Annotated in this window: 17 protein-coding genes; 11 read left to right on the top strand and 6 right to left on the bottom strand. The window is 65.9% G+C overall.

What is annotated here, in order from left to right; genetic code table 11:
- Positions 1-56 precede the first annotated feature (56 nt).
- Together rfbA and rfbB are read left to right on the top strand one after the other, a co-directional pair.
- Positions 57-938 (top strand): glucose-1-phosphate thymidylyltransferase RfbA, encoded by an 882-nt coding sequence (gene rfbA / locus BXU08_RS19140; RefSeq protein ID WP_077512648.1) that lies wholly within the window; start codon positions 57-59, stop codon positions 936-938.
- Entirely contained in the window at positions 935-1996 is a 1062-nt protein-coding gene (gene rfbB / locus BXU08_RS19145; protein WP_077511736.1) for a dTDP-glucose 4,6-dehydratase, read from the top strand. Before rfbA ends, rfbB begins: the two co-directional genes overlap by 4 nt.
- Positions 1997-1999: 3 nt before the next feature.
- Here rfbB and BXU08_RS19150 read toward each other — a convergent pair whose 3' ends face one another.
- The gene (locus BXU08_RS19150) at positions 2000-3316 is read right to left on the bottom strand and encodes a UDP-glucose/GDP-mannose dehydrogenase family protein (RefSeq protein WP_077511738.1); all 1317 of its coding nucleotides are present in this window, start codon (positions 3314-3316) and stop codon (positions 2000-2002) included.
- A 599-nt stretch (positions 3317-3915) separates the two neighbouring features.
- Here BXU08_RS19150 and BXU08_RS19155 point away from each other — a divergent pair.
- The 3 genes from BXU08_RS19155 (at position 3916) to BXU08_RS19165 (ending at position 8107) form a co-directional block, all read left to right on the top strand.
- Positions 3916-5199, top strand: coding sequence for a bifunctional diguanylate cyclase/phosphodiesterase (locus BXU08_RS19155; protein WP_077512651.1), 1284 nt, complete (start codon positions 3916-3918; stop codon positions 5197-5199).
- Positions 5196-7649 (top strand): ATP-binding protein, encoded by a 2454-nt coding sequence (locus BXU08_RS19160; protein ID WP_150125584.1) that lies wholly within the window; start codon positions 5196-5198, stop codon positions 7647-7649. Before BXU08_RS19155 ends, BXU08_RS19160 begins: the two co-directional genes overlap by 4 nt.
- A gap of 68 nt (positions 7650-7717) precedes the next feature.
- Positions 7718-8107, top strand: a complete 390-nt coding sequence (locus tag BXU08_RS19165; RefSeq protein WP_077511739.1) for a response regulator — start codon at positions 7718-7720, stop codon at positions 8105-8107.
- 319 nt (positions 8108-8426) lie between these two features.
- Here BXU08_RS19165 and BXU08_RS19170 read toward each other — a convergent pair whose 3' ends face one another.
- The 4 genes from BXU08_RS19170 to BXU08_RS19185 form a co-directional block, all read right to left on the bottom strand.
- Positions 8427-9713: an MFS transporter gene (locus BXU08_RS19170; RefSeq protein WP_077511741.1), complete on the bottom strand. Its 1287-nt coding sequence runs from the start codon at positions 9711-9713 to the stop codon at positions 8427-8429.
- A gap of 157 nt (positions 9714-9870) precedes the next feature.
- A complete protein-coding gene (locus tag BXU08_RS19175) occupies positions 9871-10773 on the bottom strand; it encodes an intradiol ring-cleavage dioxygenase (RefSeq protein ID WP_077511743.1) in 903 nt (300 codons plus the stop codon).
- Positions 10774-10893: 120 nt separating this feature from the next.
- Complete coding sequence (locus BXU08_RS19180; RefSeq protein ID WP_253190447.1) at positions 10894-12159, bottom strand: ATP-binding protein; 1266 nt, start codon at positions 12157-12159, stop codon at positions 10894-10896.
- Positions 12160-12169: 10 nt separating this feature from the next.
- Positions 12170-12907, bottom strand: coding sequence for a response regulator (locus BXU08_RS19185; RefSeq protein WP_077512657.1), 738 nt, complete (start codon positions 12905-12907; stop codon positions 12170-12172).
- Between the two features lie 239 nt (positions 12908-13146).
- Between BXU08_RS19185 and rpsU the strand changes: the two genes are divergently transcribed.
- The 5 genes from rpsU to BXU08_RS19210 all read left to right on the top strand — a co-directional run bounded on the left by rpsU (position 13147) and on the right by BXU08_RS19210 (position 18645).
- A complete protein-coding gene (rpsU, locus tag BXU08_RS19190; protein WP_019368605.1) occupies positions 13147-13353 on the top strand; it encodes a 30S ribosomal protein S21 in 207 nt (68 codons plus the stop codon).
- A gap of 77 nt (positions 13354-13430) precedes the next feature.
- Positions 13431-14072: an FKBP-type peptidyl-prolyl cis-trans isomerase gene (locus BXU08_RS19195; RefSeq protein WP_077511745.1), complete on the top strand. Its 642-nt coding sequence runs from the start codon at positions 13431-13433 to the stop codon at positions 14070-14072.
- 271 nt (positions 14073-14343) lie between these two features.
- On the top strand, positions 14344-15648 hold the full coding sequence (locus tag BXU08_RS19200; protein WP_150125585.1) for a sugar transferase: 1305 nt from the start codon (positions 14344-14346) through the stop codon (positions 15646-15648).
- 154 nt (positions 15649-15802) lie between these two features.
- Complete coding sequence (locus BXU08_RS19205; protein ID WP_077511749.1) at positions 15803-17083, top strand: nucleotide sugar dehydrogenase; 1281 nt, start codon at positions 15803-15805, stop codon at positions 17081-17083.
- Between the two features lie 17 nt (positions 17084-17100).
- Positions 17101-18645, top strand: coding sequence for a hypothetical protein (locus tag BXU08_RS19210; protein ID WP_150125586.1), 1545 nt, complete (start codon positions 17101-17103; stop codon positions 18643-18645).
- 9 nt (positions 18646-18654) lie between these two features.
- Here BXU08_RS19210 and asnB read toward each other — a convergent pair whose 3' ends face one another.
- Complete coding sequence (asnB, locus tag BXU08_RS19215; protein WP_077511753.1) at positions 18655-20664, bottom strand: asparagine synthase (glutamine-hydrolyzing); 2010 nt, start codon at positions 20662-20664, stop codon at positions 18655-18657.
- A gap of 209 nt (positions 20665-20873) precedes the next feature.
- Here asnB and BXU08_RS19220 point away from each other — a divergent pair, with 209 nt between their 5' ends.
- Positions 20874-22046, top strand: a complete 1173-nt coding sequence (locus tag BXU08_RS19220) for a DegT/DnrJ/EryC1/StrS aminotransferase family protein (protein WP_077511755.1) — start codon at positions 20874-20876, stop codon at positions 22044-22046.
- The last annotated feature ends 1 nt before the right edge of the window (position 22047 follow it).

Here is a 22047-nt window from a genome sequence, read left to right on the forward strand (position 1 = left end):
AAAAATTGTCAGGCCATTTCCGCCGCAGCGGCGACCGCAGGCCCGAGCCGCACGGCGTGAAGGGCATCATCCTCGCCGGCGGATCGGGCACGCGGCTCTATCCGGCGACCTTGTCGATCTCAAAGCAGCTGCTCCCGATATTCGACAAGCCGATGATCTATTATCCGCTCTCGGTGCTGATGCTTGCCGGCATCCGCGACATCCTCATCATCTCGACGCCGCGCGATTTGCCGATGTTCCAGGCGCTGCTCGGCACCGGCGCCGCGTTCGGGATCAACCTCGAATATGCCGTCCAGCCCGAGCCGCAGGGGCTGGCCCAGGCCTTCCTGATCGGCGAGGAGTTCCTGGCCGGCGGCCCCGCCGCGCTGATCCTGGGCGACAATATCTTCCATGGCGATGCACTCGGCGCCAAGGGCCATATGGCTGCGACTGCGGCAGCGGCTGGCGGTGCGACAGTGTTCGCCTATCAGGTCGAGGATCCCGAGCGCTACGGCGTAGTCGCCTTCGATCCCGATAGCGGCCGCGCCGCCAGCATCGTCGAAAAGCCCGCCAACCCCGCCTCGCGCTGGGCAGTCACCGGCCTCTATTTCTTCGACCGTGACGTTACGGCGATCGCGCGCACGCTGGAGCCTTCTCCACGCGGCGAACTCGAGATCACCGACGTGATCCGCGCCTATCTCGATCGCGGCGACTTGACCGTGAACCGTCTTGGCCGCGGCTATGCCTGGCTTGATACCGGCACGCATGACAGCCTGCACGAAGCGGGCGCCTTCGTCCGCACGATCGAGCATCGTCAGGGCATCAAGATCGCCTGCCCCGAGGAGATCGCCTTCGATCTCGGCTATCTCGATGCCGACGCGATGCTCACCCGCGCCACGCAGATGGGCAAGACCGGTTATGCCGATTACCTCCGCCGCTGCGTGCAGGACGCCGCATGATCCGCCGCGTCCTCGTCACCGGCGGCGCCGGGTTCATCGGCTCGGCGGTGTGCCGCCGGCTGGTCGCGCAGGGTTGGCATGTCGTCTGCCTCGACAAGCTGACCTATGCCGGCAACCGCGAGTCGCTGCGCGACGTCGAGGCCGCACCCAATTTTCGCTTCGTCCACGCCGACATCGCCGACACCGAGACCGTGCTGCGCCTGCTCCGCGACGAGCAGCTCCAGGGCATCATGCACTTGGCCGCGGAGAGCCATGTCGATCGCTCGATCGATTCCCCCGCGGCGTTCGTCGAGACCAATGTGCTCGGCACCGTCCGCCTGCTCGACGCGGCGCTCGCACATTGGCGCACGCTGCCGGCGCGTGCGCGCGAGTCCTTCCGCTTCCACCACGTCTCGACCGACGAAGTGTTCGGCGACCTGCCCTTCGATAGCGGCGTGTTCACCGAGGCCACGCCCTACGCGCCGTCCTCGCCCTATTCGGCCTCCAAGGCCGCCTCGGACCATTTCGTCCGCGCCTGGCACGAGACCTATGGCCTGCCGGTCGTGCTGTCGAACTGTTCGAACAATTACGGGCCCTATCACTTCCCCGAGAAGCTGATCCCGTTGACCATCCTCAACGCGCTCGAGGGCCGCAGGCTGCCGGTCTATGGCCGCGGCGCCAATGTCCGCGACTGGCTGTTCGTCGAAGACCATGCCGAAGCGCTCGAAGCGATCCTCACCCGCGGCAAGGTCGCCGAGACCTATCTGATCGGCGGCCGTGCCGAGCGCACCAACCTCAATGTCGTGGAGACGATCTGCGACCTGCTCGACATGCGCGCGCCGCTGTCGGGCGGCGCACCGCGGCGGTCGCTGGTCGAATTCGTCGCCGATCGCCCCGGCCATGATCGCCGCTATGCGATCGATCCATCGAAGACCGAGACCGCGCTCGGCTGGCGATCGCGCGAGACCTTCGAGAGCGGACTCGCGCACACCATCGACTGGTATCTCGCCAATCGCTGGTGGTGGGAGCCGATCCGCGCCTCGTCCTATGCCGGCGAACGGCTGGGCAAGGTCGCCTGAGCGTCAGTCGGGGCTGGGCTTGCCCACGCCCACAAGCCTGAGCCCGGCGCGTTCGGCTTCCGCCGGCGGATAGATGTTGCGCAGGTCGACCAGCAGCGGCTCTTTCAGCATGCTCGCGATGCGTTTCAGATCCAGCGCCCTGAACTCGTCCCATTCGGTGACGATCACCAGCGCGTCGGCGCCCTCCGCCGCAGCATAGGGGCTTGGGCAGAACTCGACTCCGGGCAGCATCGGCCGCGCCTGTTCGACGCCTTCGGGATCATAGGCGCGTACGCTGGCGCCGGCGTCCTGCAGCGCCGCGATCACCGACAGGCTCGGCGCGTCGCGCATGTCGTCGGTGTTGGGCTTGAAGGTCAAGCCGAGCACCGCGATGGTCTTGCCGTACGCGTCGCCGCCCATTGCCTTAATGACTTTCCGGCCCATCGCCCGCTTGCGGGCGTCGTTGACCTGCACCGTCGCCTCGACGATGCGGAGCGGCGTCTCGTTGTCCGCCGCGGTCTTGAGCAGCGCCAGCGTATCCTTGGGGAAGCAAGAGCCGCCATAGCCCGGGCCAGCGTGGAGGAACTTGCCACCGATGCGGTTGTCCATGCCTATCCCGCGCGACACTTCCTGAACGTCAGCGCCGACGGTCTCGCACAGATCAGCGATCTCGTTGATAAAGGTGATCTTGACCGCCAGGAACGCGTTCGCAGCGTATTTGATCAACTCGGAGGTGCGGCGCCCCGTGAACAGCAACGGCGCGCTCTGGTTGAGCGACAGCGGGCGGTAGATGTCGCGCATCACCTGACGTGCGTCTTCGTCGTCGGTGCCGACAACGACGCGGTCGGGGCGCTTGAAGTCCTCGATCGCCGCACCCTCGCGCAGGAATTCGGGGTTCGAGACCACCTTGGCGCCGCTGCCAGGTGCTACTTCGGCGATGATCCGCTCGACTTCGTCACCGGTGCCCACCGGCACGGTCGACTTGGTGACGATCACGCTGGGCCGGTTGAGGTTCTCACCGATCTCGCGCGCGGCGGCATAGACATAGGAGAGGTCGGCATGCCCGTCGCCGCGCCGGCTGGGCGTGCCGACGGCGATGAACACCGCATCGGCATCCTTGATGCCTTCAGCCAGGTCGGTGGTGAATGTCAGCCGGCCCGCCTTGACGTTCGATGCGACCAGCTCGGCAAGGCCGGGCTCGTAGATCGGCATTACATTCTGGTGGAGCAACTCGATCTTGCGTGCATCCTTGTCGACGCAGACGACGTCATGGCCGAAGTCCGAGAAGCAGGCGCCGGAAACCAGGCCCACATAGCCTGTGCCGATCATCGCGATGCGCAACGTAAATCCCCTTGGGAGTGAAGATCACCGGCCCTTACCGGACCGGCGGCGCAGGGCAAGTGTAGGCGCAGCGTCAACATCGTTCGCCGGGTTTCGGGCACAAAAAAAGCGGCTGGATCGCCAGCCGCTTCGCAATAGTCGTCCGGGCCGGTCAGCGCGCCTTCACAGATGAAGGAGCCTCACCGCCGGCCCGGAAGTGACGATCAGGTCAGAACGGACGAATTTCTTCGCCGGTGCCCTTTTCGCGGAAAAGAAGGTCAAACGCGAACATCATTGATCTCCCATCGGCGCGCAATGCTGCGCGGTCCAAGTGGTTAAGGGGAGATTAACGATTTCGCAATCAGGATTTCTCCGGAGGCCGCGTGGCTGACAACGGTATCGCGGACACGCCGGCTTAACCGTTCCTTCAAAGGTCGAGCCCTAGGACAGGGGCTATGTCGGCAGGGTCTGAGCCTTCGGTGCCCAGGGGGGATGCCGCATCGCATGCGGTCGCGGTCCCCGTGGAAACCAATGGAATTGCTGCGAAAGCGTGTTCGCAGGCGATGGCCGACGTCTGCGTGCGCGACCCCGACGAGGTCACGGCCGCCAAAGCGGGACGAATGTCCCAGCCTTGGTCTCCCAGCGAAAAGTCGGTGCGCGCGCGAACCGGCTATTGGCGCATCCTGTCCCAATGTGAGATTTTGAACTTCGCCACGCTGCGCCGTCACCTCGGCCGGCCGCGTGCCGACGCGCTGGTTCTCGACGTCGCAGCGCGAATCGCCGAGCTGCTTCCCGACGTCCGGATCCTCACCGCCGGCCGCGCGCTGATCGAGATCGGCTTCGAGCGCGAAGCGCCCGAGGCTGCCGCCGCGGATATCGAGCGGCTGCGCAAGGCACTTGCCCGTCCCTTCGACCTCGATGGCGAGCCGTACCAGCTCCAGATGCAGTTCGGCGTCGCCGCAGCGCCCAACGAGGATTGCGACGATGTCCGGCTGACCGAGGCGGCGGAATCCGCGCTCGATCAGGCGCGCATCGAGAAGAAGCTCGTAATGGTCGATCTCTCGCGCGAGGACCTCGCCTTCGATCGCCTGACGCTGATGCGCGAGCTTCCCCGCGCGATCGCCAATGGCGAGATGTTCCTGCAATATCAGCCCAAGGTCCATGTCCGTCGGCAGGAGATCGCCAGCGCCGAGGCGCTGGTCCGCTGGCAGCATCCGCAGCGTGGCCTCATCCTGCCCGGCGACTTCATCTCGGTCGCCGAGGAAGCAGGCGAGATCGGCGCGCTGACGATGTGGACGCTGCGTCAGGTGATCGCGGACCAGCGGCAACTCGCCGCCGAGGGCCATGATCTGACCTTGTTCCTCAACATTTCCGGCATGCTGTTGGCCGATGCCGATTTTGTGCGGGAGGCTTGCGCGATCGTCGCGGTCAGCGGCGCCAAGCTGGGCTTCGAGATCACCGAGACCGCAGTCATACGCGATCCCGACAGCGCCATCCGGCATCTTCAGACCTTCGCCGATATCGGCGTCAAGCTCGCGATCGATGATTACGGCGCGGGGCTCTCCTCGCTCGCCTATCTCAAGCGGTTGCCCGCAAACGAGCTCAAGATCGACAAGATGTTCGTGATGCAGCTGACCAGCAGCAATCGCGATCCGCTGATCGTCCGCTCGACGATCGATCTTGCCCATGCGCTCGAAATGGAAGTCACTGCCGAAGGCGTCGAGACGCCATCGGCGCTCGCACTGCTCAGTGTGATGGGCTGCGATATGGTGCAGGGCTTCCTGCTTTCGCGACCGCTCGGCTTCGATGCGTTCCGCAAATATCTCGCCGACGAAGCGCATCTCGCAAACTCGGCTAATGTGCAGTCGTTTATCCGGCCCGAAAGCTTCTGGAAGCGCGCGTGAGGCGCGCGCCGCTGCGCCGGCTGAGTCTGGCCCTCGCATTGGTGGTCAGCAACCCCGCGCTAGCCGGCGAGGCGGACTTTCCCAAACCGCTCCAGGCGCAGATCGACGCGGCCAAGAGCAGCATGATGGCCGATCAGGCGCAGACGCTGCGCCATGTCGCCCTGATCGATGCGCTCGCCCGCCGCGTCTCGGACTCGCGCCAGCGCGCGCTGGCGCTCGCCACTGCCCGCTGGCTCGGCGCAGAGGCGCATCTGCGAAACAGCGCGCCGGAACGCGCCAAGCCACTCCTCGACGAAGGTCTGCGTCTGGTCGGCGCAATAGCCGAGCCGATCAAGCTGCGCGGCGACTTGCTGATGTCGCAAGGCGCGCTGCACATGCAGGACAATGACGCAGTGAAGGCGCTGCAGAATTATCAGGAAGCGTTCCGGATTTTCGGGGCGGTGAAGGAGCCTCGCAGCCAGGCCATCGCGCTTCAGAACATCGGCGCGCTCTACAGCGTCGCGAACGACGACAATCGCGCCCAGCAATATTATCGGCAAGCCGCCGAGATATATGATGGTGATCCGGCGCTATCTCTCTCGCTGCATAATAGTCGCGGCAACGTTCTGGCGAGGCTTGGGGGAAGCGCCGAAGCCGAGCGGGAATACGAGGCCGCGCTATCGATCGCCCGGCAACTCGACAAGCCGCTGCTGGAAGCGCGCATTCTCGTCAACCTTGCGCGCAACCAAGTCGATCTGAAGCGTTTCGATGCGGCGGATCGAACGCTCGCACGCGGGTTCAAGCTGGTCGAGGATGCCGACGCCGATCTCCTCAGGCGCCATCTGCTCGCCACCGCAGCGCGGCTGGCGGCCGATCGCGGCGACAAGGCCAAGGCGGTGCGCCTGATCGAAGAGTGTTTCGCTGACCTGAATCTGTCGGAGACCACCGGCGATTTCCGGGTTTCCCACTTCTATGCGTATGAGATTTTGCGCGATGCCGGCGCGACGCGCCTGGCGCTCAAGCATCTCGAAGCAATGAAGCGTCTCGACGAAGACACCTTCAAGGTCGCCACGTCCACCGGCGCCGCGCTGATGGCGGCCCGTTTCAACTATGCCGAGCAGCAGACCCGTATCCAGACGCTCAAGGTCGAGGAGGCGCGCCGCACCGCCGCGTTCCAGCGCACCTTGTTCTTCGGCATCGTCGGCGCGACCCTCGTCATCATCGCGCTGCTGAGCTTCGGGCTGATCACACTGCGCCGCAGCCGCAACCAGGTCCGCGCGACCAATGTCGTCCTCGCCGACACCAACGTCGCGCTCGAAAAGGCGCTGAAGGCCAAGACCGAATTCCTCGCCACCACCAGCCACGAGATCCGGACGCCGCTCAACGGCATCCTCGGCATGACCCAGGTGATGCTGGCCGACCCCAAGCTCGCTGCGGAGATGCGCGATCGCATCGGGATCGTCCATGGCGCCGGCGTGACAATGCGCAGCCTCGTCGACGACATTCTCGACGTCGCCAAGATGGAGACGGGCAACCTTACCGTCGATGCGTCGCCGATGGATTTCACCGCGACGCTGCGCGAAGTCACGCGGCTGTGGGACGAGCAGGCGCGCAGCAAGGGGCTGAGCTTCCGCCTCGAACTCAGCCACGCGCCCGGCTGGATCGTCAGCGACGCGGGCCGGCTTCGCCAGATCGTGTTCAACCTGCTGTCCAACGCGATCAAGTTCACCGAGCGCGGCGGGGTCACGCTGCGTGCAGTGGCCGAAGGCGAAGGCGATACCCGCCGTTTGCGGCTAATCGTCAGCGACACCGGCATCGGCATTCCGCCTGAGAAGTTCGAAGAGGTCTTCGAATCCTTCCGCCAGGTCGATGCGGGCACCACGCGCAAATTCGGCGGCACCGGCCTCGGCCTCACCATCTGCCGCAACCTCGCCCGCGCACTGGGCGGCGAGATCATCGTCGAGAGCGTCGAAGGTCAGGGCACTGCGTTCATCGTCGATCTGCCGCTGGTCCTGGCCGAAGCGCCAACCGAGGCATCGTCCGGCATCGTCAACAGCGGCGCGGCGATGGTGATCCTGGATCGCAACCCGATCGCGCGCTCGATGCTCCGCACGCTGCTCGAGCCGCGGCTCGCGTCGCTGCGCTTCGCCGCCAGCGCCGAGGAGGCGCATCTATTGCTCGCGGAGACCTGCGCAACGCATCTGCTGGTCGACGAAGCGACGCTCAAGGCAGGGGAGGGCGACCCGATGGAAACATTAAGGACACTCGCCGCGGCCATTGCATCGGGCACCAGCGCGGTCCTGTGGATGAAGCCTGATTCTGAAATTCGAGCGCAGCTTCTGGCGACGGGCATCGACAGCATCGTCGAAAAGCCGGTCTCTGGCACCGCGCTGATTGCGGCGATCGTTCCGGGTGCGGAAGAAAATTTGACTGCGGCGGGCAGCGACCGTCTTGTGTCCCAGGCGGCTTAGCGCGATAGCACACTATATATGATAATAATGGTCGCAAACCTCCACTCCGTCCTGTGCGGCGGCGCCCCATGAACATCCTCTTCATCGAGGACGATCCGATGAACCGTCGGGTCGTGAAGGACATGCTCGACGTGGCCGGGGCGACCATGGCCGAAGCGGCATGGGCGGAGGAGGGGCTCGCCAAGATTGACGCCGAGAGTTTCGACGTCGTGCTCGTCGATCTGCGCATGCCCGGCACCGATGGTTTCGAGACGATCCGCCGAATTCGCGCGCGCGGTGACGAAAAAGCCGAGCTGCCGATCATTGTCGTCACCGCCGACACCGCGATCGACCTGCGCGAGCGGTGCATCGGACTCGGCGCCGACGATGTGCTGTTCAAGCCAGTAGCGATGGATGCGCTGTTCGATTCGATCGGCCGGGTGCTTGCGACGCGCGGCGGCGGCGGAATTCTCGCCTAGGCCAGGCTCGATTGGAAGCGCTGGCTGGCCGAGGCGAGGGCTAGGATGGCGCGCTTGTTGCGACACCAAAGGTCACACTGTCGCGCATGTTCCAGCGGCGGCGAGACGATGCGGAAAATCGCAAAGACTGAGCCCAACGCGCGTTTTACGTTCCGGCCGGGATCGACGCTGTCAAAGAGCTAAGGGCCAATGCCCCGCGTCGATCCCAGCAGGCGAAATCCTACATTTCGAGCGTTTGTAGGCGGCAGCCGGACGACTCCAAGCCACCGGAAAAATGGCCATCGAGAGCCGCAGCCGATCGAACCAATTGAGTGCGACTCTAATCCTCGAGAATGCGCGAATGCTTCGCAGTATCGCGCATCTTGAGATAGGTTATCAGTGAAATCCCGATCATTCCGGTGACGTACCAGTAGAAGCCGCGTTCCCAGCCGGCATCCTTGAACCACAAGGCGATATATTCGGCGGTGCCGCCGAACAGCGCATTGGCCAGCGCATAGGGCAGCGCCACCCCCAGCGTGCGGATGTGTGCGGGAAACAGCTCGGCCTTCACCACGGCGTTGATCGAGGTATAGCCGGTGACGATCACCAGCGCGCCGAGCATGAGCAGGAACGCCGCAAACGGACTGCGCACGCTCTCCAGCGTGGTGAAGATCGGCCAGGTGAGCAGCACCCCGAGCACCCCAAATCCCACCATCAGCGGCTTGCGCCCGATCCGGTCGGACAGCGCGCCCGCCAGCGGCTGGATCAGCATGAAGCCGAACAGTGCCGCTGCATTGATCTGCGACGCAGTCGCGCGGTCGAAGCCCGAGGTGTTGACCAGGAATTTCTGGAGGTAGATCGAATAGGCGTAGAAGGCGAGCGTGCCCCCTGCGGTCAGCAGCATCACCACTGCCGCCTCGCGCGGATGCTGCGTGACCAGCGCCCAGAAGCCGCTGCGTCCGCCCGATGCCTTGGCGTTCTCGAAGCTCTCGGTCTCGGCCAGCCGGCGCCGCAGCCAGAACACCACCACCGCCAGCGCGCCGCCGATCGCAAACGGGATCCGCCAGCCCCAGGCATCGAGATCGGCTTCGCTCAGCGTCGCCTGCAGCACCAGCAGCACGAGCAGCGCCACCAGCTGCCCCGAGATCAGCGTGACGTACTGGAAGCTGGAGAAGAAGCCGCGATGCTTCTTCCCTGCCATTTCGGACAGATAGGTCGCGCTCGCGCCATATTCGCCGCCGACCGACAGCCCCTGGAGCAACCGCGCGACCACCAGCAGTACCGGCGCCGCCGCGCCGATCGTCTCGTACCCCGGCGTCACCGCAATGATCAGCGAGCCTGCGCACATCAGCGTCACCGAAAGCGTCAGCCCGGCCTTGCGCCCATGGCGATCGCCATAGACTCCCATCAGCCAGCCGCCGATCGGCCGCATCAGGAAGCCGACCGCGAACACTGCGGCGGCGTTCAGCAACTGCGCAGTCTGGTCTCCCTTGGGGAAGAAGTGTGGTGCGAAATAGAGCGTGAACGCCGAATAGGCGTACCAGTCATACCATTCGACGAGATTGCCCGCCGACCCCCCGAGGATCGAACGAAGCCGGTGCGGGCGGGCAGGTGCGGGGGATGCCATCGCGGCGCACTATAGCGGCGCCCCGCCTGCCGGAAAGTGGTACAGAGGGAAAACCCACTTCGGCAGGCGGGGACACCTCGGCCGGCGCGGGGCTGCCAGCCGCTCCACCCCGTGGAGATCTTGAACCTTGTTCCCGGTGCTCCGCGAAGGCGGCCGCCTACCGCGCCAAGCCGATTACCGCGGTGGCGCTATACCCCGCCGCGGCGCTGCCGCTCATCGCCGGGGTCTGCTGCGCCACCTGCGCGCTCGAATTGTCGCCGAACACATTGTCGCCGCTCAGCGACACGCCCGCATAATTGCGTACGCTGCTGCTGTAGCCGCTGGCGCTGTTATAGACCTCGGCGCACGCCGCCGCGGGCATCGCCAGCTGCGACACCAGCGCCGCATAGCGGCCGCTCGTCGCATTGCTCAGGCTCGAAAAAACTTCGAAATGGATGTGCGGCCAGCGCCCGGCATAGCAGCCGGGGAAGATGGTGGTGAAGCTTACCTGGCCGTTGGCGTCGGTCACCCCCACGCCGCGGAGGTAGCTTTCGTTGGGCAAGTCGTAGAGCGAGTATTTGCCGTCGCGGTCGCAGTGCCACAGATACACCGCATAGCCCGCCAGCGGCGCGCAGCTCGCATTGACGTTCACCACGGTCAGCGTGAGCGTCACCTGCACGCCGCCCGCAACCGCAGTCGAGCTGCCGATGAAGCTGGACCGCAAATCGCTGCGCACGACATTGGCGGCGGTCAGCGCGTTCGACGTGAGCCCGGTCGAGCTGTTGGTGCCGTCGGCGGGGTAGGGGCCGTTGGTCTCGCTGGGATCGGCGACGCAGCCCGTGGTCGGTATGGGCGTGGCGGTCGCACCCGGCGTCGGCGTCGCAGTGGCGCCCGGCGAAGGCGTAGGCGTCGGCGAGACAATCGCCCCGGAACTCGATCCGCTGCCGTCGCAGGCAGTCAGCAATGCGCCTGCGCCCGCGCCGGCGAACCAGCGCAGCGCCCGGCGGCGGCTGGCCAGCGCATTGATGACCTGCAGGTCGTGGGCAAGGCCGAGGTCATGATCGTGAAGGTCGTGCTGCAATGATGCGCTCCCGCTTGGTCGATTGCAGGAATGCAGCGGTCACCGCACGGTGCGATTTCGGCGGATCGCCAAATGTTTCAGTGCATCTCAATTCCTCCCTCGCCCGGGGAGGCATTGGAGTTATTCCGCCGGCAGCCTGACCCGCACGCGTCCGCCCCCGGCCTCGCGATTTTCCAGTCGCACTTCGCCGCCATGCGCCTCGGCGATCGATCGCACGATCGCGAGGCCCAGTCCGGTCCCCCCGGTCGCCCGGTTGCGGGAGGCCTCGCCGCGCACGAACGGCGCGAACAAGGCCTCGGCGCGGCCTGCCGGGAAGCCCGGCCCTTCGTCCTCGACCAGCACTTCGGCCCAGCCCGCGCTCTGTGACCAGCATAGCCGCGCCTGGTCACCATAGCGCACGGCATTCTCGACCAGATTGGTGAACAACCGGCGCAGCGCCACCGGATCGCCCTCGACCACTACCCGCGGGCCAAGATCGACTTCGACCGGCGTCCCCGCCGCGGCGAGATCATCGCCCAGGCTTTCGATCAGGCTGCCCAGATCGAGCCGTTCGTGCGGCGCGCGGCTGCGGTCGTCGCGAGTGAAGCGCAGCACCGCGCCCAGCATCGCGCGCATTTCGTCGATATCGGCCGCGGCGCGGTTGCGCGCTTCCTCGGGCAGTTGTTCTACCCAGAAGGCGATCCGCGACAGCGGCGTGCCGAGGTCGTGCGCGATCGCCGCCAGCATCGCGGTGCGCCCTTCGGCCTGCTGGAGGATGCGGTCCTGCATCGCCTCGACCGCCTCGGCGAGCTCGCGCACTTCGCGCGGGCCACCATGCGGGATTGCCGGCCGCGCGCCGAGCCGTGCCCGCGTCGCCGCATCGGCCAGCTTCCTGATCGGCCGCGAGATCCGACCGGCGACCAGCCAGGCAAGCACCGACAATATCGCCAGCGTGACCAGCATCCCGGCCAGCCGCCGCAAATGCCAGCTGGTGAAGGTGGGCGGCGGGGACGTCGAAACCAGGATCCAGCCGTCGCCGTCCTGCAGCCCCACCGTGAAGCTCCCGCGAATGTCGCTGTCGGGATCGTGCGGAGGGAATTCGTAGAGGCCCAGCACCCGGGCGCCCGGCGCGGGGATCAGTCTGGCGATCGCGGCGTCGCGATCCGGGGAGGGCTGTTCCTCGCTTCGCCCGAACCGGTCCTCGCTGGTGCGAGTGACTTCGATGCCGCGGCTGTTGTCGGGCACTTGACCGGTGCGGAGCGCTTCCGCGACGCGCGCGATCGGTGTTGGCCGGAACCAGGGCGGCGGGCCGCTGAACATCGACGTGAACTGCACCGTGGTCGCGATCAGCGCCGCGGCGATCACCAGCAGCACGATGGGGACGACGATCGACCGGGCGCGCCTCACGTCCCCCGCCTCACTTGCTCGTCACTTCGGCCACGAACATATAGCCTTCGTTGCGGATCGTGCGGATCAGCTCTTCGCGCCCCGCCCGGGCGAGCTTCTTGCGCAGCCGGCTCATCTGGACGTCGATCGCGCGGTCGAAATGCTCGGACATCGGCCCGCGCGAAAGATCGAGCAGCATGTCGCGCGTCATCACGCGGCGGGGCCGCTCGACCAGCGCGAGCAGCAGGCGGAACTCGCCGTCGGACAGATTGATGATGACGTTGTCGGGATCATAGAGCTGCCGCGCCACCGGATCGAGCCGCCAGCCGGCGAAGCGCAGGAACTGGCGCTCGGGTGCCTTGGCCGCGGCCTTCTCCCCGCCGCCGCTGCGCCGGAGCACCGAACGGATCCGCGCCAGCAATTCGCGCGGATTGGCGGGCTTGGCGACATAATCGTCAGCACCCATCTCGAGTCCGACGATCCGGTCGACATCCTCGCCGATCACCGAATGGAGGATCACCGCGGGTCCCGATTCGCGGTCCATCGATCGCAGGATGGTCAGCCCGTCCTCGCCCGGCATCATCAGATCGAGCACGACCAGCGCATAATCGTGCGCGGCCATCGCCTCGCGCATCTCCGCGCCGCCGGCGGCGGTATCGACGACATAGCCGTGCTGCGAGAGGAACCCCGCGGTGAGCTCGCGGATTCCGGGATCGTCGTCGACGATGAGCAGGCGGGTTTCCAGGTCCAAGGCGTAAGCTAGCTGCATCCCGGCCAAATGGCATGCGAACCTATCGGCTGCGTTGCAGGCCTGCAATGTGGTGTAATGTGGCCGCGCTGTTGCCGGATTGCCACAGCGGCTTGGGGTGCCGGTCCCGGATTCTCGTCCGGATGCCGCTTCGGACCTTGAAAAATCGGATTCCCGCTGATAGGTGGCCCCGATAACGCCGTAGCCTATGCTCCGGCGAACCCTATTCTATTGTATCGAGATCGGAGCTGTACGGCCTTATGCAAATCATCGTTCGCGACAACAATGTCGACCAGGCGCTGCGGGCGCTCAAGAAGAAGCTGCAGCGTGAGGGCGTGTATCGCGAGATGAAGCTTCGTCGTCACTACGAGAAGCCCAGCGAGAAGCGCGCCCGCGAGCGTGCCGCTGCCGTCCGCCGCGCGCGCAAGCTTGAGCGCAAGCGCGTCGAGCGCGACAGCGCACGGTAAGGTCTTTGCGAGGCGCGCCTGGGCGCGCTTAGTGTGACCTTGGTGTGACTTTCCGCGTGCCTGCTGGAGCCTGACAGATGTCCGTGACCGCCGTTCCGCTCCAGCCCGTCAAGCGCGCCTATAAGGTGTGGCTGTGGATCGGCGTGTTGCTGGCGATTGCGCTGGCCGCCGGCCTCGCCTGGCTTGGCACGCGCGAGCAGGTCGCCGCCAAGGGCACCGACACGCAGTATCTCGCCTGGAACCAGGGCCGCGCCGGGGTAAAGACCACGGCGTCGGGTCTGCAATACCAGGTGCTCGAGGCCGGCGAAGGCGCGACCGCGGGCGAGGGCGATTACGTCGTCGCCAATTACGAGGGGCGCTTCCGCGACGGCCGCGTGTTCGACAAGAGCGAGCGCCCGGTGCCGTTCCCGATCCAGCAGGGCAGCGCGATTCCCGGCTTTCTCGAAGGCCTGAAGCTGATGCAGAAGGGCGGCAAGTACCGCCTGTGGATCCCGGCAAACCTCGCTTATGGCGCTCCGGGCATGCAGAGCCCCGATCCGGAGCGCGTGCCCGCCGACGCGATGCTCGTCTTCACCGTCAGCCCCGAGCGCATCCTTCCCGCCGCCGTCGTGCAGCAGATGATGATGCAGCAGATGATGCAGCAACAGCAGGGCGGTGGTGCCGGTGGTCCACCTCCGGGCGCGGGCGGCCCGCCGCCGCAGGGCATGCCGGGGCAGTAAGATGCGCGCTGGTCCCAGGAAGGTCCGGCCACCCGCTCTTCTGCGCAGTTCGTAACGGCGCGAGTCGCCGCGGTGCCGGCGCCTCTCGATTACACAGAAACCATGGTTCGTGCGTTGGACTTGATCTAAGACGCGGCCTAGAGACGCGCTCGCCGGAGCGCAGGCATGTGCAGGATGCCATGCCGGTGGGGAGTGGCCATGCTACATATCGTTTTGCCGAGCGCGGGTGGCGCAGCCAGTGCCGGCCCGGCCGTGCGGAAGCGCTGAGGCCATGGTTTCCATGTCCCTGCCGCGGGAAAGATCTTCTCCAGTAACCCGACGTTTCGTCACGTCGCTGACCTTCCAGGGCCTCGGCATCCTGATCGCGTCCGCGGTGATCCCGCTTTGCGTCGCGCTGGTCGTTCAGGGCCAGTTGCCCAACCGGCTCAGCATCCTGTGGAACAGCGAAATCGCGTCGCTTCTCTCTGCGGTGACTGCGCTGCTCATCTTCCGGAAGGTGACGTCCTATCCGGGCACCAACGATTTCGCCTATATCATTCCTGCCTTTTCGGTGACCTACGGCATCGCGGTGGTAGTGCTGCTCGGACTGCGCCTGTCATACAGCGGCGCGATGTTGAGCGCCGGCTATGTCGCGACCATCATCTTCTCGTTCATCGCCACGCAGCTCACGCAGCGCTTCGGCCGGCACCATTTCTATGTGGTGCCGTTCGGGCAGACCCAGATCGTCGAGGACGCGCCCGCCTATGAGTGGATCGTCCTCAGTGAACCGACGCTGCCCGAGGGGGATCGGCACGGCGCGATCGTGGCCGACCTGCGCTGCGATCTCGACCCCGAATGGGAGCGGATGCTCGCCGAAGCAGCGATCGCCGGCCGTCCGGTCTATCACACCAAGCAGCTGCGCGAATCGCTGACCGGCAGGGTAGAGATCGAGCATCTGTCGGAAAACAGCTTCGGATCGCTGTTGCCCAACCTGGCCTATCGCAAGATCAAGCGGGGCAGCGACATCCTGTTCACGTTGCTGGCACTGCCGCTGGTGGCGCTGCCGATGCTGCTGGTCGCGGTGCTGATCCGGTTCGACTCGCCAGGCCCGGTGCTCTTCCGCCAAGTGCGGATGGGCCATCGTGCGCGGCCGTTCCACGTCTACAAGTTCCGCACGATGACGCATCGCGAGATCGCGCATGACGGCGACGAGGCGCGTAACGATGCGATCACGATGGCGGAGGATCACCGCATCACCCGGCTGGGTCGTTTCCTGCGGCGTTCGCGGATGGACGAGCTGCCGCAGCTGTTCAACGTCCTGCGCGGCGAGATGAGCCTGATCGGCCCGCGGCCGGAGGCGATCCCGCTGTCGCAATGGTATGAAAGCGAGCTGCCGTTTTACAGCTATCGCCACATCGTCCGCCCCGGCATCACCGGCTGGGCGCAGGTCAATCAGGGGCATGTCGCTGAACTGCACGAAGCACATCTCAAGCTTCACTATGACTTCTACTACATCAAACACTTCTCCGCCTGGCTCGACACACTGATCGCGTTCCGGACAATCGGCGTCATTCTCAATGGGTTCGGCTCGAAGTGATGGCGGCCTCCATGGCGCGCGGTGCTGCATCTCGTTGCAGCTGACGGCCATCGCGAACGCAGCGGTTTCCTTCCTTCGCCGGGGTTAGCCTTGACTTTCGGGCCCCGGTCTCCTTTTGCGCTCGGCTCCAGCCGGGAGGGCGAGTGAGGCTTGCATGACAATTCGTGACGACGCGCATATCGTAGTGGTGGGGCTGGGATATGTCGGTTTGCCGCTGGCGCTGGCGCTGGCGCGCCGCTTTCGTGTTACCGGCCTGGATATCAACGGCCAGCGCATCGACGAACTCAAGTCGCATATCGACCGGACCGACGAAGTCACCGAAGACGTGCTCCGCGGGGCGGTAATCGCATTTACCAGCGACGCGAACGATTGCCGTGGCGCCGACTATTACATCGTCACCGTGCCGACGCCGGTCGATGACAAGAACCAGCCCGATCTGCGGCCCATCGTCGGCGCGAGCCGGATGGTGGGCGGTTTGATCGACGCCGAACGGCCGGCGGTCGTGGTCTACGAATCCACTGTCTATCCCGGCGTCACCGAATCGATTTGCGGGCCATTGATCGAGGAAGTGTCCGGGCTGCAGCGCGGACGGCATTTCTTCCTCGGCTATTCGCCCGAGCGCATCAATCCCGGCGACCGCGAACACACCGTCGATCGGATCACCAAGGTCGTCGCCGGGGAGAATCCCGCGATCACCGAGCAGCTTGCCCAGATCTATGGCGCGGTCACGAGCGGCGGCATCCACATCGCCACTTCGATCAAGACGGCAGAGGCCGCGAAGGTGATCGAGAACGCCCAGCGCGACATCAACATCGCGTTCATGAACGAGATCACCCAGATCTTCGCGAAGATGGACATTTCGATCTGGGATGTCCTGGCTGCGGCCGGGACCAAGTGGAACTTCCTGCCGTTCCAGCCGGGCCTGGTCGGTGGCCACTGTATCGGCGTCGATCCCTATTATCTGAGCCACCGCGCGCAGGAGCTTGGGCACGAGCCCCGCGTGATCCTCGCCGGCCGCTCGACCAACGACGGCATGGGCGAGTGGATCGCCGACGAACTCCACGCGCGCCGTGACGGCAAGGCGGGCAGGGCGTTGGTGATGGGCCTGACCTTCAAGGAGAACGTCCCCGATCTGCGCAACAGCCGCGTCGTCGATGTGATCGCCCGGCTTCGGCACTTCGGCTACGACGTGGCGGTTCACGATCCGCTGGCCGACGCGGGCGATGCGAACCACGAATATGGTCTGGCGCTCGACGACGCCGCGCTGTCGGCGCGCTACGATCTCGTCGTCGTCGCGGTCGCGCATGATGCCTATCGCGCGCTGGCCGATGCCGACGTCGCGTCGCTGGTCGATACCGGCGGGCTCCTCGCCGACCTCAAGAACCTCTATGCCGGCCGGGACTTTGGAACGAACGTCAGGCGCTGGACGCTCTGACACGGGAGCGTGTGACGATGGTTGACGGCAGGCGGCGAGTATCAGCGGGACGATCGTCGCCGGTTCGCCGACAGGTGCTTGCGGGCGGACTTGCCGTCGGCGCCGCTGCGGCGCTGGTCGGCGTCCGGGAACTCCTGGCCAGCTCGCCTGAAACCGGATCCCAGCTGACACCCGAGCAGTTCGGCGCGAAAGGCGATGGCCAGACCAACGACACGGCGGCGTTCGGCGCGCTGTCCGCAGCGATCAATGCGGCCGGGGGCGGCAGCATCGCGTTGCGCAAGGGCGCAGTCTATGTCGTCGGCGGCCAGAGCCAGCCCGATGACCCCAAGCCGAGCGGCTATACCTTCTTGCCCGTCGACGTCCTCAAACTCCGCGGCTGTCGCGGCGCAGTCGTGCTGCAAGGGAACGGCGCCACGCTGCGTGCGATGCCCGGCTATCGCTTCGGGACCTTCGGGCGCGATGGTCGGCCGACGCGCAACAAATTGCCGTTCTACGGACCGGAGGCGGCGGCCGCCTATCGCGCGATGATCGATGTGGAGGGATGTTCGGGGACGGTTCTGATCGAGAATCTGACGCTGGATGGCAATATCGGCCGCGCCCGGCTGGGCGGCGGCTGGGGCGACGCCGGAACCCAGCTCCCCGGGTGCGGGCTCGTCTTTCGCAACAACAGCGGCCGCTGGCGGGTCGTCAACGTCCGCGCCTTCCAGCATCCCCTCGACGGCATCATGGTCGACGATCCCGGCACGCCGCAGACTCCGGCGTCGGGATCGGGCACCACCGGGTGCGACTTCTATGAAAACGGCAGGCAGGCGATGAGCATCGTCGGCGGCATCGGGCATTATTTCGAAGACACCAAGTTCCGCCGGACGCGCCGCAATACCGCCGTCGTCAGCCCGCCGGGCGCGGGCGTCGATCTGGAGGCCGAAGGCGGCAAGCTGGTTCGTGGCACGCGGTTCCTACGCTGTGAAATGACCGACAATGCCGGCCCAGCGCTGCTCCACGGGGGCGGCAAAGTCAGCGACATCACGCTCACGGAGTGCCGGCTGGTGGGCACGACCACCTGGTCCTATTACAGCTCGGGCGCGAAGGACGTCCGGTTCGTGCGGACCGTGCTTGTCGGCGCCGTGACGAATTTGCAGGGCGGACCGCAGGGAGAGCTGTTCGACCATTGCCTGCTCACCAACGATCCCGCCGAAGCGCCGAGAGGCACGACACCGTACAGTCCGAGCGGGTTCATCATCCCCGACGGCGTGAAGGGCGTGCGGATCATCGGCGGGGAGATTCGCCAGGCTGCGGCCGCGGGCGGCGCGAACGCCAATTATGATCAGATGCTGCTGGACGGAGTCACGATCCGCGCGACGCGGGGCGAGATCGCGCTTTACGGCCGATTCCAGGGGGCATGCCGCTTCGTCGAGCAGGGCGGGCGCATTCTGGCGTTGCCGGGCGGTGCCGCCGGCACGCGCGACGCCGGTCACGCAACCGCCGCGTGGACCCTCACCCGCAACGGCAAGACGACACAATATCCCGCAACCTGCACGCGCTGCCCGCCCGCAAAGGGGTAGCGCAGCCGATCAGGCGGCGGCTCCCAATACGGGTGCCTCGTCGAGCCCGGTTTCCTGCGCGTCGATCCAGGCCTGCAGCATCAGCATCGTCCAGATCGCCTGTTCCGAATTGCGCTGGCCGCTCAAATGCTGCGCCCAGCGGCCCCGCACCCGGTGCGCGTCCACCAGACCCTGTTCGGCAAGCCGCCGGGGGTCGAGCAGCGATTCCGCCCAGTCGCGCAACGGTCCCTTGATCCATTCGCCTACCGGAACTGCGAACCCCGCCTTCGGCCGGTCGAACAGGGCCTGCGGCGCCTGACGGAACAGAAGATTGCGCAGCACGCGCTTCCCCGTGCCGTCGGCAATGTTCATTGCGATCGGGATGCGGGCGGCGACTTCGGCGACGCGATGATCGAGGAAGGGCGCGCGTGTCTCCAGGCTGACTGCCATCGCCGCCCGATCGACCTTGCACATCACGTCGTCGGGCAGATAGCTGACCGCATCGAGGTACATTGCCCGCACCGGATCCGGCCACCCCGCGCCGATGCCGGATCGGGCGGGCGCTCCGTCCGCGTCGAGGATCGGCGATGGTTCGCCATCCCATTGATCGAGGAACGAGGCATAGGCGTCGGCAAAGCCGTTCGAGCGCGCCATCATCCGGGCGGCTTTGTGCAGCTTGGCGCCAACCTCCGGCCGGCCCCATCCGGGCACCGATTGGGCCAGCCGGTTCCACATCGCCGCGGGCAGCAACTCGACGCCGCCCCCCATCACCCTGCGCAAAGGCTGCGGCACACGTTTCGCGATGCCCCAGGCCCGGGGAACGGCGGCATGACGGTTATAGCCCCCGAACAATTCGTCGCCGCCGTCGCCCGACAGCGCCACCGTCACCGATTGGCGTGCGAAGCCGCTGAGGATGCGGGTCGGGATCTGCGATGCGTCGGCAAAGGGCTCGTCATAGATCCGGGGCAGTTGCGGGATGATCTCCTGCGCCGCTGCGACCGAGACATAATGCTCGTGATGCTCGGTGCCGAAATGCGCGGCGACGATGGCCGCGTGGTCGGCTTCGTTGAAGCCCGCCTCCTCGAAACCGATGGAGAAGGTGCGAACCGTGCCGGTGGTGTATTTGCGGTAGAGTGCCACCACGGTCGAGGAATCGATCCCGCCGGACAGGAACGCGCCGACCGGCACGTCGGCGACTGCCTGGCCGCGGATCGAGTCGGCAAGCGCGGATTCCAGCGCTTCGAGTGCATCCTCCTCGCTGGCGAACGGATCGCGAAGGCCGGCATCGACGACGTCATGATAGGACCAGAAGGGCGTGAGCAGCATCCCGTCCTCGCGCGTTCCGGCGATCGGCGGCGTGGCCGATGCTCGCGACAGGCTTGCGGCACCGAGCGACAGCACATGACCCGGCAAGAGCTTGAAGATGCCTTCGTAGATGCTGAGCGGCGCGGGTACGAACGCGCGCGAGGCGAGTTGGCCGAGCGCGTGGCGGCTGACTGCATTGTCGAAGCCTGGAATGGCGCGCAGTGCCTTGAGCTCCGACGCAAAGGCGAAGCCGCCGCCGACCCAGCCGTAATAGAGCGGCTTCTCGCCGAACCGATCGCGCGCCAGATGCAGCATCCGCTCCTTGCGGTCCCATAGTGCAAGACTGAACATCCCCACCGAGCGCCGCAGCGTTTCCTCAAGGCCCCAGCGGGCGATGCCTTCGAGCAGCACCTCGGTGTCGCTTTCTCCGCGCCACTGGACCGATCCGCCACCCGCATTCGCGCTCGCGTCGATCGCAGCGCGAAGTTCGCGATGATTGTATATCTCGCCATTGTAGACGATCACAAAGCGTCCACCGGCGCCTTCCATCGGCTGGTGTCCCGCCGGCGACAGGTCCACGATCGACAGGCGCCGGTGCGAGAGGCCGATTCCGGCATCGTCGTCCTGCCAGATTCCTTGATCGTCCGGGCCGCGATGCGCGATGGCGTTGCCCATGCTGCTCAGGATCCCGGGCGCTATGGCGCTCCGCTGAAGCAGGCCTGCAATTCCGCACATCGCATTCACTCCCAGACGCACCCACGGCGCAGGCCGTCGTTCACCATCGCGATAACGCTGCGGGACTGCGGACGCCAGTGGCGTGGATGGCCATGAATGTTCGGGCGCCGAGGCTTTTCTTTCGTTGCGGGTGCGTGCTACGGCGCGCCGCGCGGACAAGTCGCGCCCGTCCGTGGCGCGACCCTCACAACGAAAATGAGAGCCCCGACATGATTTCGTTCATCGACTTGCAGGCGCAATATTCGCGAATTCAGGATGAGGTGGAGCAGTCAGTGCTGCGCATCATGCGCAGCGGCACCTTCATCCTCGGCCCCGAAGTGGCGAAGCTCGAAGAGCGGCTGGCAAGCTATGTCGGCGTGAAGCACTGCGTGTCGTGTGCGTCGGGCACCGATGCGCTGGTCATGGCGCTGATGGCGAAGGGCGTCGGCCCGGGCGACGCGGTGTTCACCGTGCCCTTCACCTTCATGGCGAGCGCCGAAGCGATCGCGACCGTCGGCGCGACGCCGGTGTTCGTCGATATCGAAGCCGACACCTTCAACATCGATACCGGTGCGCTTGACCGTGCAGTCAAGGCGCTTGCCGCCGGCGACCGTTCGATCCACCCGCTGCCGCGTCTCTCGGACGAACAGATCGCGAGCCTCAAGCCGCGCGGGATCATCGCCGTCGACCTGTTCGGCCTGCCTGCCGATTATTCGGCGATCAACGCGATCGCCGATGCGAACGATCTGTTCGTGATCGAGGATGCGGCGCAGAGCTTCGGCGCCAGCGCCAACAACAGCCGCGCAGGTGGGCTCGCCGAGATAGGCTGCACGTCGTTCTTCCCCGCCAAGCCGCTGGGTTGCTATGGCGACGGCGGCGCGATCTTCACCAATGATCCGGCGTTCGCCGATCTGCTGAAGTCGATCCGAGTCCATGGCCAGGGTTCGGACAAGTACGATAATGTCCGCCTGGGCATCACCGGCCGGCTGGATGCGATCCAGGCCGGCGTTCTGCAGGTCAAGCTCGACATATTCGACGACGAGATGGAGCAGCGTCAGCGCGTCGCCGCAAGCTATCGTCGCGCGATTGCGGCGAGCGGGCTAGATCTCGTCGCTCCCGCGGTGCCGGAGCATCTCGTCAGCGCCTGGGCGCAATACACCGTCATTGCCGCCGACGATGCCGCGCGCAGCGAATTCCAGAGCCGTTTGTCGGCCAAGGGCATCCCGACGGCGATCTATTACCCCAAGGCGCTGCACGTGCAGCAGGCGTTCGCCTATCTTGGCTATGCGGAAGGCGACTTCCCGGTTTCGGAGATGCTGGGCAACCGCGTCTTCAGCCTGCCGATGCACCCGTATCTCCCCGACACGCAGATCGACGAGATCGTCGAAGCATTGAAGGGCTGAT

The organism is Sphingomonas sp. LM7, assembly GCF_002002925.1.
Lineage (GTDB): Bacteria > Pseudomonadota > Alphaproteobacteria > Sphingomonadales > Sphingomonadaceae > Sphingomonas.